General features: G+C 45.4%; 14 protein-coding genes. 8 read left to right on the top strand and 6 right to left on the bottom strand.

The genetic code is table 11. From position 1 onward, the window contains the following. Positions 1 to 11: 11 nt before the first annotated feature. From ompR to AAEZ02_RS10460, 3 genes are all read left to right on the top strand, one after another. A complete protein-coding gene (gene ompR / locus AAEZ02_RS10470; protein ID WP_101033213.1) occupies positions 12 to 737 on the top strand; it encodes an osmolarity response regulator transcription factor OmpR in 726 nt (241 codons plus the stop codon). Positions 738 to 746: 9 nt separating this feature from the next. Beyond that, positions 747 to 2,081 (top strand): two-component system sensor histidine kinase EnvZ, encoded by a 1,335-nt coding sequence (gene envZ, locus AAEZ02_RS10465; protein WP_101034768.1) that lies wholly within the window; start codon positions 747 to 749, stop codon positions 2,079 to 2,081. 275 nt (positions 2,082 to 2,356) lie between these two features. Further along, entirely contained in the window at positions 2,357 to 4,312 is a 1,956-nt protein-coding gene (locus AAEZ02_RS10460) for a methyl-accepting chemotaxis protein (protein WP_351087984.1), read from the top strand. 80 nt (positions 4,313 to 4,392) lie between these two features. Here the strand turns inward: AAEZ02_RS10460 and AAEZ02_RS10455 are convergent, their stop codons facing one another. The 3 genes from AAEZ02_RS10455 to AAEZ02_RS10445 form a co-directional block, all read right to left on the bottom strand. Then, a complete protein-coding gene (locus AAEZ02_RS10455; RefSeq protein WP_101033215.1) occupies positions 4,393 to 4,866 on the bottom strand; it encodes a peroxiredoxin in 474 nt (157 codons plus the stop codon). 34 nt (positions 4,867 to 4,900) lie between these two features. Further along, on the bottom strand, positions 4,901 to 5,413 hold the full coding sequence (locus AAEZ02_RS10450; RefSeq protein ID WP_101033216.1) for a DUF2937 family protein: 513 nt from the start codon (positions 5,411 to 5,413) through the stop codon (positions 4,901 to 4,903). Positions 5,414 to 5,639: 226 nt separating this feature from the next. Continuing rightward, the gene (locus AAEZ02_RS10445; RefSeq protein ID WP_124012759.1) at positions 5,640 to 6,536 is read right to left on the bottom strand and encodes a LysR family transcriptional regulator; all 897 of its coding nucleotides are present in this window, start codon (positions 6,534 to 6,536) and stop codon (positions 5,640 to 5,642) included. Between the two features lie 146 nt (positions 6,537 to 6,682). Between AAEZ02_RS10445 and AAEZ02_RS10440 the strand changes: the two genes are divergently transcribed. Together AAEZ02_RS10440 and AAEZ02_RS10435 are read left to right on the top strand one after the other, a co-directional pair. Next, positions 6,683 to 7,126 carry a DoxX family protein gene (locus tag AAEZ02_RS10440; RefSeq protein WP_101033218.1) on the top strand — a complete coding sequence of 148 codons (444 nt, stop codon included), beginning with the start codon at positions 6,683 to 6,685 and terminating at the stop codon, positions 7,124 to 7,126. A gap of 45 nt (positions 7,127 to 7,171) precedes the next feature. Continuing rightward, positions 7,172 to 7,867 (top strand): pirin family protein, encoded by a 696-nt coding sequence (locus tag AAEZ02_RS10435; RefSeq protein WP_124012760.1) that lies wholly within the window; start codon positions 7,172 to 7,174, stop codon positions 7,865 to 7,867. Between the two features lie 69 nt (positions 7,868 to 7,936). Here AAEZ02_RS10435 and AAEZ02_RS10430 read toward each other — a convergent pair whose 3' ends face one another. The 3 genes from AAEZ02_RS10430 to AAEZ02_RS10420 are packed head-to-tail and all read right to left on the bottom strand — an operon-like array spanning position 7,937 to position 10,122. After that, entirely contained in the window at positions 7,937 to 9,529 is a 1,593-nt protein-coding gene (locus AAEZ02_RS10430; protein WP_164839414.1) for a PepSY-associated TM helix domain-containing protein, read from the bottom strand. A gap of 15 nt (positions 9,530 to 9,544) precedes the next feature. Beyond that, positions 9,545 to 9,802 carry a hypothetical protein gene (locus tag AAEZ02_RS10425; protein WP_124012762.1) on the bottom strand — a complete coding sequence of 86 codons (258 nt, stop codon included), beginning with the start codon at positions 9,800 to 9,802 and terminating at the stop codon, positions 9,545 to 9,547. A gap of 2 nt (positions 9,803 to 9,804) precedes the next feature. Next, complete coding sequence (locus AAEZ02_RS10420) at positions 9,805 to 10,122, bottom strand: hypothetical protein (protein ID WP_124012763.1); 318 nt, start codon at positions 10,120 to 10,122, stop codon at positions 9,805 to 9,807. Positions 10,123 to 10,853: 731 nt separating this feature from the next. Between AAEZ02_RS10420 and AAEZ02_RS10415 the strand changes: the two genes are divergently transcribed. Genes AAEZ02_RS10415 through AAEZ02_RS10405 form a run of 3 tightly spaced genes read left to right on the top strand, consistent with a single transcriptional unit; the run spans position 10,854 to position 14,937 of the window. Beyond that, entirely contained in the window at positions 10,854 to 12,152 is a 1,299-nt protein-coding gene (locus tag AAEZ02_RS10415) for a cytochrome c (protein WP_124012764.1), read from the top strand. An 18-nt stretch (positions 12,153 to 12,170) separates the two neighbouring features. Beyond that, positions 12,171 to 12,650, top strand: a complete 480-nt coding sequence (locus AAEZ02_RS10410; RefSeq protein ID WP_124012765.1) for a (2Fe-2S)-binding protein — start codon at positions 12,171 to 12,173, stop codon at positions 12,648 to 12,650. Continuing rightward, positions 12,634 to 14,937, top strand: a complete 2,304-nt coding sequence (locus tag AAEZ02_RS10405) for a xanthine dehydrogenase family protein molybdopterin-binding subunit (RefSeq protein ID WP_351122974.1) — start codon at positions 12,634 to 12,636, stop codon at positions 14,935 to 14,937. The genes AAEZ02_RS10410 and AAEZ02_RS10405 overlap by 17 nt, the downstream gene beginning before the upstream one ends. Positions 14,938 to 15,056: the final 119 nt, after the last annotated feature.

Below are 15,056 nucleotides of genomic sequence, written 5' to 3'. Positions count from 1 at the left end.
AAGGATATTTCATGGGCCAAGAAACCTCGAAGATTCTCGTCGTCGATGACGATATGAGATTACGTTCATTATTAGAGCGTTACTTGATAGAGCAAGGCTTCCAAGTTCGTAGTGCAGCCAATGCCGAACAAATGGATAGATTACTTGAGCGCGAAAACTTTCATCTTTTAGTACTCGATCTGATGCTACCCGGTGAAGACGGTTTATCAATTTGTCGCCGTTTACGCCAGCAAGAGAACCCTATTCCGATTGTGATGCTGACCGCAAAAGGCGATGAAGTCGACCGTATTATCGGCCTCGAGCTCGGCGCAGACGATTACTTACCTAAGCCGTTTAACCCGCGCGAACTACTCGCGCGTATTAGAGCCGTAATGCGGCGTCAAATTGCCGAAGTCCCTGGTGCGCCAGCGCAGCAAGAAGAAGTGATTGCCTTTGGTGAATTTTCACTAAACCTTGCCACCCGCGAAATGTTTCATGGCGATGAGAGTATTGCCCTCACCAGTGGTGAATTTGCGGTATTAAAAGTGCTGGTTAACCATCCTCGTGAACCCTTGTCTCGTGACAAGTTAATGAACCTTGCCAGAGGTCGTGATTATTCCGCTCTTGAGCGTTCAATTGATGTTCAGGTATCACGCCTACGTCGTTTAATTGAAAAAGATGCCGCCAACCCTCGCTATATTCAAACTGTGTGGGGCCTTGGCTACGTATTTGTACCCGACGGCACCACGCGTAAGTAAGCCATGAAACTGAAGTTAAAATGGTGGCAACGCTTTTTACCCCGAAGCGCTTTTAGTCAGACGGTATTGTTGATTGGCAGCTTATTGCTGATTAATCAATTAGTGTCTTACTGGTCTGTCGCCGTTTACTTTATCAAACCCAGTTACGAGCAAATCAACCAACTGATTGCCCGCCAAATCAATATTTTATTTGTTGATGGTGTCGATGTTGGCCGTGAACACCTCACCATGGTTGATGCCTTAAATGCCAAAGTTCGTGACGATGGCATGACGGTTTACAACCTCAAACAAGCTCAAGACGCTGGACTAAATCAAGCCACTTATTACAGTTTTCTATCTGAGCAAATGTCGGTGTATTTGGGCGGCGAAGCCGAAGTGCGTTTTTCGCAGGGTGACAAACTCGATGTATGGATTAAGCCACCGCAAGCACCTTCTTTGTGGATAAAAGTGCCGCTGACCAGCATTAACGAATCTGATCTATCGCCGTTGACCTTATATTTATTAGTGATTGGCGCGCTCAGTGTCGCCGGTGGCTGGTTGTTTGCCCGCCGGCAAAACCGGCCGTTAAAAAGACTTCAAAAAGCGGCATTTGCCGTATCAAAGGGCGATTTCCCGCCGATGCTGCCGTTAAGTGGTTCAACCGAAATTGTTGAAGTAACCCATGCTTTTAACCAAATGGCCAACAGCATGAAGCAACTTGAACAAGACCGTGCCTTATTGATGGCTGGTATTTCACACGACTTGCGTACACCCTTAACTCGTATTCGGTTAGCGTCTGAAATGATGGTCGACGATGACCAGTATTTAAAAGAAGGCATCGTCACCGACATTGAAGACATGGATGCAATTATTAACCAATTTATTGCTTACATTCGTAACGACCAGGAAGGCGTGCGCGAGCCAGATCAAATTAACCGCCTAATACAAGAAATTAGCCAACAAGAATCGCACCGTGAAGAGACGATAGAATTGTCGTTAGCAGACTGTCCCGACATCGCGATGGATAGTGTGGCCATTAAACGGGTGTTGAGTAATTTAGTTGAGAATGCCTTTCGATATGGTAATGGCTGGATAAAAATAAGCTCGTACCATCAAGGTAATGCAGTCTGTTTTAGCGTTGAAGATAATGGCCCAGGCATTGATGAAACTAAAGTTGAGGCACTGTTTCAACCCTTTACCCAAGGCGATTCAGCCCGTGGCAGTGTTGGCTCTGGTTTAGGCTTAGCCATTATTAAACGCATTATTGACCGTCATCATGGCAAGGTAAAACTGTCTAACCGTCCCCAAGGTGGATTAAAAGCACAAGTATGGCTGCCGTTAATCAGCAAACGCCGATACAGCTAAACTTACATAATTCAGCTATCACGACGCTGCTATTTCAATGTCTTGATGAAGACGCAGCTATTCCAATGTCTTGATGAAGGTGTCGTGCTGAAAATGTCGCGCTGAAAATGTCGCGATCAATGTGCGTGAACTCAAAAATAAATCACAAAACAATGTAGTGACTCAATTTAAACGGTTTTACGGCTCCCTCGAAATCAATAATCATCCCACACGATAAACGGTAACATTAGTGCCATAAAATACTCATAATGGTCTTTATCTGAAGTCTGGGTAGCATGAAAATATCAACATTATCACTTAGTGCATCAGCGTTATTATTACTCCTTGCAGCCTTATTAGCCGCAACCGTGTTGTGGAGTAACCAACAACGCCAAGTGAGCGAGCAGCTCAATCAAAACTTACAGCGGATCCAACATACGTTTCAGTACGATGTGCGCAATAACATCAACAATTACCTACGAACAGGACAAAGCAACTACCTAGAACAGGCGCGCGCCGACATCACCAGTATCACCGTCAGCATCACCCAATTACACCAAGCGCATCCACAATTAGGCAGCGCCTCGCTGATCGAGTTAATGGCCCAATTAATTGGCGACTTAGACACTAAATACCGCGCCGCGGGTAAATTGGCAGGTAACCCGCGTCAATTACTGGCCTTTGCTGAGTCAGAGATGCTCGATTACAATCGCAACTTAAGCCGTTATGCTCAATCCGCCCGCCAAGGCAACAACATCGCACAGCAATACCTAGCCCTCAGCCTTGAATTACCCAGCTTGGTTTACCCATTATCGCAGCAAACTCAGACCCTACTGATAGACCAAGATACCAGCGTGACCAACAGTGTTAACTTCTCCATTAGTGCGCTTAATACCTGGCACGATAAACTACAAAGTCTACCCTTATTAAGGATTTACCGCACCGAAGCAGTGGATGAGTTTGCCTTAGGTGATGATGAACCCGAACGCATTGAAGTTGGCGAAACGCCACGTGCTGAATTACTTAGTTTGACCCAACGCTACAGCAAAGAAGTCGCCAATACCAAGCAGATGATCGCCGACAACCAAACGGTGCAAACCGCACTGATTAACGCCACCAGCCAAGTCGAGCAGCAATTAGTGACCCTAGCAAATAGGCAAACTCAAACAGACCAACAATTAAAGCTCAACTTACAATGGTTGCTGTATGGCATGGTGACCTTGCTAGCGTTGTTTTCGGTGAGTTACTTCATCTTGCAGCAACGCCGAGTGGTCACCCCGTTACGACGCTTAAATCGCGCGTTCTCGATGTTAAGCGAGTCTAACCAACGTGAACCGTTACCGGTAACAAGCCAATGTGAAACCGGCCAGATTGCGGCACACTTTAACCGACTGCTGCAACGATTTGAACAAGATGATGAACAGCAAAAACACAATATGATCCAGGTTTCACAGTCATTAAGCCAATTAGTGACCCGAATTGGTTCGTTATCAAACAGCACCCAACAAACACAAACAGTCGTACAGCAAGCACAGGGGCAAACTGCTGATTTAATTGCATTAGCCAATAAAGTAAACCGGTCGTCTAGTGCGCTAACAGCAAGCGCACAACAGACCATGAATGACATGCTGGCCAGTCAACAAGAGGCACAAGGCGTATTAACTGCTACAGAACATACATTGACCAAAGTGGATCAATGTAACCACTCGCTAACCCAGCTAAGCACCTCGGTCAGTGATGCGGCTAAAATTGTCGATGTGATAGGTAATATTGCCGATCAAACTAACTTACTGGCACTCAATGCCGCCATCGAAGCCGCAAGAGCCGGTGAACAAGGACGCGGGTTTGCTGTTGTGGCCGATGAAGTTCGCAACTTATCCCACCGTACCCAGTTATCGCTCAAGGACATCATGGCAATATTAACCCAGTTAACGACATCGAATGCCGCGCTGAGTCACAGTGTAAATGACATTAGCGAGGCTTCAGAACAGCAAAAAAGCCGGGCCCAAAGCTTGTTAACCTTTGCTCAGCAAGTACAACAACAGGCCAGCGCCATGGCAAAGAGTGCCTGTCAAGGGAGTGAACACGCAAACCAACAAGTGCATCATCTTGACGAGTTTGTGGTTGCCATGGACAGTTTACTGCTGCGAGCAAAACACGCCTTTGAACAAAGCGAAACCATTGCATTAGAAGTCAGCAACAGCGTCAACAATATAGAACAAAACTTAGGCATTGCCGCTGGGAAGGCTTAAACGTCTATCACGTTCGAATATAAAAATGGGCGCCACATTGGGCGCCCATTTTTTATCTCTAATAACCTATTATGTATAGATTATAGTGCCGCCATCACAGCTTCTGCGGTGCTGACTTCAAATGACTTACCTTGTTCAACATTAAGTAAAGTCACTACACCATTGTCGATCACCATGGCATAACGTTGTGAACGAACACCACCAAAACCTGCGGTATCCATTTCTAAGCCTAATGCTTTAGTAAAGCTGGCATCACCGTCTGAAAGCATCATCAATTCAGATGCATTTTGTGCTTCGCCCCAGGCTTTCATGACGAATGCATCGTTAACCGCAACACAAGCAATTAAGTCAACGCCTTTGGCTTTAAATTCGTCTGCCAATACCACAAAGCCAGGTAAATGGGCTTCTGAACAGGTTGGTGTAAATGCACCAGGCACGGCAAACAACACCACTTTTTTACCGGCAAATAACTCAGTCACATCGTGGTTAACCATACCGTCTTTAGTCAGTTGGCTTAATGTAGCTTTTGGTAGCGATTGTCCTTTAGCGATCATAATTATTTCCTTAATTATTAGTTAAAACGATAGGTTATCTTGGCGCCAATACCTTACGGCAGCCCAGAAATAGAATAGATAATACGGATTCACATAAAATCGAGATCAACAGCCCCAATAACATACCAATCGCAATGGCTTCTGGTTTTAACAAAATCACATGGGAATAGTTTTGCCACACCTCAGCTTGAATGTCTTTTTTTGGCGTAAGGATCACTTGTTGATAGGGACTGTAACTGTGTTGACGAAACCGTGTTAATGCATCGGTTAATGACACATAACGTTGATAAATAGACTCGATACTTTCACCGCCAGCACTAAATACTGGATCATTATTTTGTCGATAATGGCGGATCAGTTTATTGATATCCCCACCAAAAAAGCGGTCCGCATCGTGCTGAAACTCAGCCAAACTTAGCTTAGCTTCAAGCTGGTGCGCCTCGAGTCGCTGGCCGTATTGGTCAACAAAACCGGGAACTTGAATACCAATCAATACGCCACAAACAAACAGCACTAAGCGAAGGTAATCCATTAAATGTTTTATCATGATGTCATCGGTTGCGATAAAGATAAATTCAGAAAGGTCACAATATCACCAATTAGTTAACTAAGCATCTTGTATAAATGGATGTTAATTTAACGTGCAGCCGCTGAGGATTTGTAATCCAACATTCACCAATGATGGCATCACAAGCAACGGCTTAATGTCGACACCATCATCGTATCAACACGCTCAAGGGCATCGTCATACGCCCATGAGCAATACAAATAAGTTAACTCAATCCCCAATTCACTTTAGGTAGGTGTTCAACAAACCAGTCAAAGGCGCGCCCTTGATGATCTTTATGCCAAGCAATATACACACTTTGATTGGGCCTTGGGATTGAACATGGCTTTTCAATTAGTTGACCACTATCAAGGTATGATTGCACCATATGCCGCGGTAAAAACCCAATGCCCAACCCTTGCACTTGCGCCGCAATTTTAGCTTCCATGGTATTAAGGCGGATCATCTGCTTACTTTTAAAGATACCGTTATCGCGAATAGGCAAAAGCTGTGAAGTATCGGCCACCACCAGCGCCGAATAATGTGTCAATCTGTCGGCATCCAACATGCCATCCACAAACGCCAGCGGATGATGCGGCGCTACGGCAAACACAAATTCAACTTCACCCATTTTATGGGTTTGAAATACTCCTCTTGGTAGCTCGCCTGACGCGCCAATGACAATATCGGCGCGGCGACTGTGCAGTGCATCCCAACCGCCACCAACCGCTTCAACATCTAAGGTAATATCAACACTGTGCTCTAGTTGATTAAACTGCTCGATCAAATTAAACAATGGTCTCTGATAAATAATGGTATCGCGCGATAAGCGAATTTCATTTTCCCAGCCAGACTCGAGTTGCTGTACCGAATCAATTAACCGATTTGTCGCCAATAAAATTTCTCGCCCATGCTCGAGCACTAACTTACCTGCAGGGGTTAATTGCGCTCGCTGTTTTGAGCGGTCAAACAAGGCCGCACCCATTTCCTCTTCAAGTTTTTTGATGGTATAGGTCAAGGCCGACGGCACTCGATATAAAGATGCCGCTGCGGCAGCAAAACTGCCCTTACGCTCAATGGCATCTAAGGCGCGTAATGCATCAATAGTAATCGGGTTTTGCATGACCTTCTCCATATTCAAAAAAATTGAACTATTACCTCAGTTTATTCCGATTTTTTATTCAATCAAGTACCAATATACTCATCATCAATCAGTGAGACAGGCTCACTTCAAACACACAATGTTTAACCTTATTGAGGATACATACCATGAAAGCACTCGCTAAAAACATCACCCACTCTACTGCAGGTTTCAGCACATTAGCATTACGCTTACCTATTGGGATTATTTTTATGGCTCACGGCGGGCAAAAAATATTTGGTTGGTTTGGTGGTTATGGCCTTGAAGGCACTGGACAATGGATGGCATCAATTGGCATTGAGCCTGGCGTATTAATGGCCTTCTTAGCCGGCAGCGCTGAATTGGTTGGTGGATTATTTATTCTATTGGGTTTACTGACTCGCCCATCAGCGGTGGTGTTGGCTTTTACTATGATTATCGCCATTGTCAGTGTGCATTTAACCAACGGTTTATTTATGGCTAACAATGGTTATGAATTTGCATTAGCACTGTTAGCTGCCAGTGTGTCACTTGCGCTGTCTGGCTCAGGTAAAGTCGCAATCGATAACACCATTGCCACTAAATTAGCTTAAATAAATATCGGCTTAGTCTTTTTAATGGCTCTTTAGGAGAAAGTTATGATCTCATTACGTCATGCAAATCAACGCGGTAAAGCCAACTTTGGCTGGCTGGACAGCAAGCACAGTTTCTCATTTGGTAGCTATTACGATCCACAGCATATGGGGGTTTCAGCGCTGCGAGTCATCAATGATGACCGCGTTACGCCCGGAGCAGGGTTTGCGACTCATGGCCATCGTGATATGGAAATTATCAGCTATGTCCTTGAGGGCTCTATCGTCCATAAAGACAGTGAAGGTAATGTGGAAGTATTGCCTGCGGGTGAGTTTCAATTAATGTCTGCTGGCAGCGGTATTACCCACAGTGAATACAATGCATCAAACACTGAACCACTGAAGTTTTTACAAATTTGGATCCAGCCTAATACCTTAGGCAATACACCGAGATACCAGCAAAAAAACTTTGGTCAAACATTGGGCTTGACCACGATTGCCACACCAACAGGTGAAAACGGTACTTTGCAGATCAAGCAAAATGCGACATTGTCACAACTGATTTTGGCGCCTAAATCTAAAATAACCTATCAGATTGCGACTGACCGTAAAGTGTATGTTCATCAAGTCGCTGGCGAACTGAGCATTGAAGATCAACCGCTGAGTGCAGGTGATGGCGCAAAACTCACTGACATGTCCACAGTGACCTTTATTAACCCATCAGACACTCAGTCAACGGCACTCGTTTTTGATTTACCCTAAATGAGTTCAGTGAATGATTAGCCTGCGGTCGTTTCCCTGCAGGCTAAATCACATCAATCTAACGTTAGTTTATTGTCCACTGGTGGGCGTACTATTTTCAGGCATCGATGACAATGAATGGCGGTACCCGCCTAACTGACATGCGGTCCATAAACACACTGCCGTAACCAACATCATCCCAATCTGTACCCCGATTACCCCATGATAACCAGTTTGCCATAACGCCATTATTTGCTCAGAGAACATCAGCCAATCTGCAGCAATGGTGACCACTAATATGCCACTGGTCAGTAGCAATAACTGACTAATATGCCGCTTAGTATCATTCACCTTAATGCTATACAAGATCACCGCTACTAACGATGCCACAAAACAACCAACCAGCCATTCGCTTCGCCCTGGCAAGGTTGCTGGCAATAGTCTTTCACACAAAAAGCCAACGGCTGTCGCCACAATAATGCCGCCGCAACCACCAATCGTCATCGCGGTCACAATAGCAATACTGCGCGGCGAAGACTGACGCTGAGCACGGCGTTTATTAATCCACAGCATATTGCCCGCGACAATCATGGCGCTGATGGCCATTGCCAATATAAAGTACAAAATGCGGATATCTACCCCGGCAAAGTTACTAAAATGCAATGTCACTAATACATCTCTACCTTGGCGGAATACATTGTAATTATCGACATTAACCTTATTCATCACACTGCTATCTTGGACGCGATAAGTCACTTCATCACGTTGGGCAAAATTAGCCGTGTCGGTTCCACGCACTTGCACCAGAGCATTATCGGCGCCGTAATGATGGAAAATAATATTGCGTAATTCAAAATTCGATTGCTGTTTAGTTTGTTCAATTAAGGTAAACGCATTGCTCATATCCAGTGATTTTTCACTGCGCGGTTCGCTGATACGGTTAAAGCCAGCATCATTAAATAATGCTTGTCGATCGCCCTGGTAAATAAACACCACAAAAGCCAGCTGGAACACTATGGCCAAGTTAAGGATCAAGCCGCTTAGTGCATACATCAAGGTAAAGGGCAGTGTCATCACCCCTGCTACGGTATGAAGATCGAGCAGTTTATCGCGACGCTGTTTATCGACCCGATACAAAAAGAACTGTTTTAGCAATTTGCGGGCGTGAATAAAAATCCCCGACACTAATGCAAATAAAAAGATCAGTGTCACCATACCAATCAGATAACTGCCACCGGGCAGATCGAGGTTGTAATGCAAGCGATAAATAAATTGCGATAGATAAAAGTCATCTTTGCCAGCAACAGTTTGACCGTTTTTAGGATCAACCAATATCGCCATGGATTGAGGCGCTGATTGTGGAGCGTCTCCCACTATATCAAAGTAAAAAATATAATAAGGTACTAGCTGGGTCGGCATATTTATCCGAAAACGGCCATTATAATCAAGCGGATATTCAGCCAACTTTTGCTCAACTAATGTCGCTAGTGGTATGTCTGCTTGGCTGTTATCGACAGGATGATGCGGGGTGATGGCCCATTGCGTTATTTCGTCGTGAAATAAGGTTACGGCGCCGGCCCAAAATACCAAAAATAATAACGGTGAAATAATTAACCCAAGCCAACTGTGGGCTTCGATAAGGTTTTTAATGACTTTGTGCTGTACGGGAGAATCAGATTTCATTGAGGTATTCATGACTTAGGTTTGAGAAAAAAATAACAATGCATTGATAAGGCTACTGGCCACAAGCCATTTTGCACACACCAAGCTGGCGGCCTTTGCGCTATTACGGCTATAACAAAATGCCATCACCATAACCCACATACAAAAACCCAGCATAAGCCCGACAAAGAGTTTTACATCGACATCCACAGGTAAGATCCGAAATACCATGAGCATTAAACTGATTGCCAATAATAATCCCCAAAAAAATGCCGAAAATGACTTAGGCCACATGATTATTTAACCCCAACCAGCACGATACTGACAAATAGCGCAAAGCCTAACGAGCTCACCCAAATACTGCGACCTTTATAATGCGACGCCACCAGCACCAGTAATATCCACATGGTCATCATACAAATCAGCACCACTAAACTGGCCACTAATACACTGTAAGAATGGCTAAATCCCCACAAAGCGAACAACACCGCTATACCGCATAAACTCCAAGACAGTAATTTAGGCAAAGGAAAACTGATAAGCTGCTGTTTATCAGATGCCAAATAGGCAAACAAACAACCAAGCCATAAAGAAGATACACTGACAAGTTCCATTTGATAAGGTCTCAAGATAATTAATGCAAATGATAATGATTTGTATTAATTATCCCGAATGTGCTCGGGTAATACAAGTAGATTGTCAATAAACCTTAAAAACAATCCTCAATCAGTGATCTGATAACGCAGTAACGACCTCTGGTGGCATAATTATTACTGCAAAAAATGATCACTTGTGCAAATAATCGCTGTAAAAAATAACCACCCAGGAAAATAACGACGACATTAACGCTCGCTATGACGATGAAACCGGCAGGCCACAGATAAGTGAATCGCCGAGTAACGTCGCCGCATACCTTAAAGCAATCGTATTAACGGTAAATATGCTCATTTTGGCTTATTTATCCCATCTATTAACCCTAATTGAGGTTAAATAGTTTTTTTAGCCAGCGTCTCCAACGGCCGGTCAATGCAGTTTGGCCGCTGACATTACTGATAGATCCCTAAGATTACCGCAACATAGCGTCAACCTATAAACCGGTTAGTTAACAGCAGATTAACTAAAGCTCATTATTTCTCAATCCACGTGTCACTCATCACATTGCTGATGTATTATGTGATGCTAAGACATAAACAGATAAGTTAATATCATTGCTGGACAAAGGGTCTTCCCTTGCTTAGGATTAATATTTGACCAATCACAATAATAATACAACGTCGAACAGGGAACGTGAGATGAGATATTCCCTTCTTAATACCATTTTTTATTTAAAATAAGGCAATGTAATATGCTAAAACGCATCGTTTACGGCGTATGTGGCGCAGCTATTGTTGGACTCGGCTTATTCAGTTTATACGCTTGGAATCCTGCAATTGACCCCGTCATACCCGCTCAAACAGATTATTCGCCACAGGTTATCGAACAAGGCAAAACCCTCGCCGCAGCAGGTTATTGCAGTACTTGTCACACCCCGCCCGGTGGTACGGCTTATGCCGGTAACTATGAAATGCACACTGATTTTGGCACCATTTATTCAAGTAACATTACCCCAGATGTCGAAACAGGTATTGGTAACTGGTCAGAAGCGGCTTTTAGTCGCGCTATGCGCACTGGTGTAAGTCGTGATGGACATCATTTATTACCGGCGTTCCCTTATGAGCACTTTAATAAAATGACCGACGATGACATTAGTGCTATTTATGCTTACATCATGACGTCAGTCCCAGCCGTCAGCCAAGTCAAAAAAGACAACGGTATTCCATTCCCGCTCAATATCCGATGGTTTCAAGCCGGTTGGAAACTGCTGTTTGCAGACACTCAACCTTTTGAGGTTAACAGCCAGCAATCTGCCAAATGGAACCGTGGCGCTTATTTAGCTCAAGGTATTGCTCACTGTGGTGCATGTCATACTCCGCGTAATGCACTGGGCGGCGAAAAATATGCACAAATGTACCAAGGCGCAGCCATTGATGGCTGGATAGCACCGTCATTAACCTCAACAAGTACTTCACCGATCCCTTGGCGTTCGCAAGACTTTTACGAATACCTCACCACAGGTAACTCGCCTTATCACGGCAGTGCGGCAGGCCCAATGGCGCCGGTGATGCACAAAGGATTATCTGCGCTCCCCAGCAGCGATCTTCAGGCCATTAGCGGTTATTTTGCCGATCTTGCCGGCACGAACAAAACTGACCAGTCACAAACGAGCAGCACTTTACAGGCGGCAATAACGGCGCAGCATCAACAACCGGATCTACGGATTGATGAAGGCGCGCGTTTGTATGCTTCTGCTTGTCAAGCATGCCACTACAATAGCGACCAATTAGTTAAAGGCCGTCCATTGATTACTATCGGTTCGGCGACCCATCTTGATGCTCCAACTAACCTGATTAACGTAATACTCGATGGCGTACGTAACGATCAAGGGATCCGCGGCGTGGTAATGCCAGGATTCCGAGATGCGCTGAGCGATAAAGATATTAGCGCAATAGCAGCCTATTTGCGTCAAACCGCTGGGGAAAGTACCTGGCCGAAATTACAACAACAAGTGGGCGAGATCCGCAATCAACCCCGATTTGAGCACTAATTCACTGGAGAAGTGACAATGGCAAAATTTATTTTAAACGGCAAGCCGATGACTGCCGATGTAGAGAGTGATACGCCTCTACTGTGGGTAATTCGCGATGAACTCAACATGACCGGCACCAAGTTTGGTTGCGGCATTGGCACTTGTGGTGCCTGCACAGTCCATGTTGGCGGCCGAGCAACACGGTCATGCATTACCCCAATATCGTCAGTTGAAGGGGCCGAAATCACTACGATTGAAGGTCTTTCAGAACAAGGCGACCATCCATTGCAAATTTCTTGGCAAAAGCTGCAAGTGCCACAATGTGGTTACTGCCAGTCGGGCCAAATTATGCAAGCGGCGGCATTATTAAAAGATATTCCAAAGCCTTCAGACAAAGACATTGACGCTGTGATGGGCGGAAATTTATGCCGCTGTATGACCTACGTTCGTATTCGTAGCGCCATTCATGAAGCCGCAAACGCAACCAAGGAGAGCAACGATGAGCAGACTGCCTAAACGTGGATCGGTTGGCATGAGCCGCCGCGGTTTTTTAATTGCCATGACAGCTGTCGGTGTCAGTTTTGGTTTTCCTCGTCACTTGATGGCGGCAATGGATCCTACCAGCCCAGACGGTAAAGTACTCCCGAGTGAAGGCGATATTTACGAACCTTCATTGTGGTATTCAATCGACACCGCAGGCAAAATTAAAGTCAACATTATGCGCTCAGAAATGGGCCAACATGTCGGCACCGCTATTGCGCGTATTCTTGCTGATGAGCTAGAAGCGTCATGGGATGATATTGAAATTATCCATGTCGACAGTGATCCACGCTGGGGTTACATGGTCACTGGTGGTAGTTGGTCTATTTCGCAAAGTTGGCCGGTATATCGTCAAGCAGGCGCCGCCGGTCGTACTGCGTTAATTGAAGCTGCCGCTAAAAAATGGGGCCTTGCGCCACAAGACTGTAAAGCCAGTAATGGGAAAATTATCTCAAGTAAAGGCGAGCTGTCTTATGGTGAGTTAGTCACCATGGGCTTAACGCGTGAGTTTACTGAAGAAGAACTGAAAGCCCTGCCGCTTAAACCCAATGCAGACCTAAAACTGGTCGGGCAGCAAGTGACGTCTCTTGATATCGCCAATAAAACCAACGGTAAAACGATATTTGGTATCGACGCTAAAGTCGATGGCATGGTATACGCCAACCCGATTTTACCTCCGACCCGTTATGGATCTAAAGTGGTTAAGTTTGATGACTCAGCCGCAAAAGCAGTAAAGGGTTATCAGCAAACAATCGTGCTAGACGATGCCAGTGGCAGCGTACCTGGTTGGTTAATGGTAATCGCCAGCAGCTTTAATGCGGCGCAAAAGGCCTCAAAACTGGTTAAGGTTACATGGGATGCGGGTGAAACGGCAAACGTGTCTGAAGCAGATATTATTGCCCATGGTAAAACACTGCTTGGCGATCAAACCAAAGGCAGTATTTTAGACACTGGCAATAGTAACACTGAGCCCGTTTTTGCCAGCGCCAGCAGCACTATTGCCGAAGAATATATCACCAGCACGGTATTGCATGCACAAATGGAACCCCTTAATGCCTTGGTATTTAAAAACCCAGACGGTGTATGGGAAGTGCATTCAGGTACTCAATGGCAGTCACTTACGCTACCCGTACTAGCCACAGCATTAGGCGAAGATGAAGCTAACATTGTTATTCGTAGCTACATGTTAGGTGGCGGCTTTGGCCGTAGACTTAACGGCGATTATACTATTCCGGCCGCATTAACCTCTAAAGCATTAGGCGGGAAACCGGTTAAAATGGTGCTAACGCGCCCACAAGACATGCTATTTGATAGCGCGCGATCAGCTTCAGTACAGCAGCTAAAAATGGCCTTTGACGATAAAAAAATCGTTACCGCCATGGAACATCACGCCACTGCAGGTTGGCCAACCCAAGCATTAGTCCCTGGCTTTATGCCAAAAGGCACCAATGGCGAACCCTATGATCCGTTTTCAATTGCAGGCGCAGACCATTGGTACAGCGTTGGCGCCCAAAAAGTACGGGCAGTATCAAACGATCTTGCCATGGCAACCTTCAGACCGGGTTGGTTACGTTCTGTCGGACCCGGTTGGACTAATTGGGCCGTTGAAAGCTTTATGGATGAAGCCGCCCATCATGCAGGTAAAGATCCATTGCAGTTCCGTTTAGACATGCTGATCGCCGAAGGCCGCAATGCCGGTAGTACGCCGGTTGCCGAAGGCGGCGCTGCGCGCCAAGCCGTAGTATTGAAAAAAGCCGCCGAGATGATTGGTTGGGGCACACCTCAAGCCAAAGATACCGCGCTTGGAATAGCATCAACCTTTGGTCAAGAACGTGATATGCCAACATGGGTATCGTGCGCGGTACAGGTCCATGTCGACAAAAGCAACGGTATTGTCAATGTGCAAAAGCTTTATATCGCCATCGATGCCGGTATTATTGTTGATCCAAATGGCGCAGAAGCGCAGTGTCAAGGTGCAGCATTATGGGGATTATCCATGGCGTTATACGAAGGTACTGAACTGCTTAATGGTCAGTATAAAGATTCAAACTTCAATACCTATACCCCGCTGCGCTTAGGTCAAACTCCTGAAGTTAAAATTGAGTTTATCCCAGGCAAAATGCCACCTTCTGGATTAGGTGAGCCAGCAGTAACCCCTGTAGCCCCAGCTATTGCCAATGCAATCTACAATGCAGTCGGTGTACGTTTACGTAAAATCCCGATGAAGCCTAGCGAGTTGAAAAGTGCACTCACTAAAGTGTAATAGCTTACTACACCGCTAACAAAAAGCCCGATACCTTGTATCCAATGCCGATCGTTTAAGAGCACTTGACCGATCCTGCAGATGAAAGATAATCCCTACCAGTATTCTGGTGGGGATTT

Origin of the sequence: Shewanella sp. T24-MNA-CIBAN-0130, assembly GCF_040310185.1 — a bacterium.
Classification (GTDB): domain Bacteria; phylum Pseudomonadota; class Gammaproteobacteria; order Enterobacterales; family Shewanellaceae; genus Shewanella; species Shewanella psychromarinicola.
The sequence above is the reverse complement of the archived record's forward strand: the minus strand, read 5'-3'. Positions and strand labels throughout refer to the sequence as shown.

Bases quoted from the DNA above. Each gene is read 5' to 3' on its own strand.
- ompR (WP_101033213.1), top strand. From the start codon at position 12: ATGGGCCAAGAAACCTCGAAGATTCTCGTCGTCGATGACGATATGAGA.
- AAEZ02_RS10460 (WP_351087984.1), top strand. From the start codon at position 2,357: ATGAAAATATCAACATTATCACTTAGTGCATCAGCGTTATTATTACTC.
- AAEZ02_RS10455 (WP_101033215.1), bottom strand. From the start codon at position 4,866: ATGATCGCTAAAGGACAATCGCTACCAAAAGCTACATTAAGCCAACTG.
- AAEZ02_RS10450 (WP_101033216.1), bottom strand. From the start codon at position 5,413: ATGATAAAACATTTAATGGATTACCTTCGCTTAGTGCTGTTTGTTTGT.
- AAEZ02_RS10445 (WP_124012759.1), bottom strand. From the start codon at position 6,536: ATGCAAAACCCGATTACTATTGATGCATTACGCGCCTTAGATGCCATT.
- AAEZ02_RS10440 (WP_101033218.1), top strand. From the start codon at position 6,683: ATGAAAGCACTCGCTAAAAACATCACCCACTCTACTGCAGGTTTCAGC.
- AAEZ02_RS10435 (WP_124012760.1), top strand. From the start codon at position 7,172: ATGATCTCATTACGTCATGCAAATCAACGCGGTAAAGCCAACTTTGGC.
- AAEZ02_RS10430 (WP_164839414.1), bottom strand. From the start codon at position 9,529: ATGAAATCTGATTCTCCCGTACAGCACAAAGTCATTAAAAACCTTATC.
- AAEZ02_RS10425 (WP_124012762.1), bottom strand. From the start codon at position 9,802: ATGTGGCCTAAGTCATTTTCGGCATTTTTTTGGGGATTATTATTGGCA.
- AAEZ02_RS10420 (WP_124012763.1), bottom strand. From the start codon at position 10,122: ATGGAACTTGTCAGTGTATCTTCTTTATGGCTTGGTTGTTTGTTTGCC.
- AAEZ02_RS10415 (WP_124012764.1), top strand. From the start codon at position 10,854: ATGCTAAAACGCATCGTTTACGGCGTATGTGGCGCAGCTATTGTTGGA.
- AAEZ02_RS10410 (WP_124012765.1), top strand. From the start codon at position 12,171: ATGGCAAAATTTATTTTAAACGGCAAGCCGATGACTGCCGATGTAGAG.
- AAEZ02_RS10405 (WP_351122974.1), top strand. From the start codon at position 12,634: ATGAGCAGACTGCCTAAACGTGGATCGGTTGGCATGAGCCGCCGCGGT.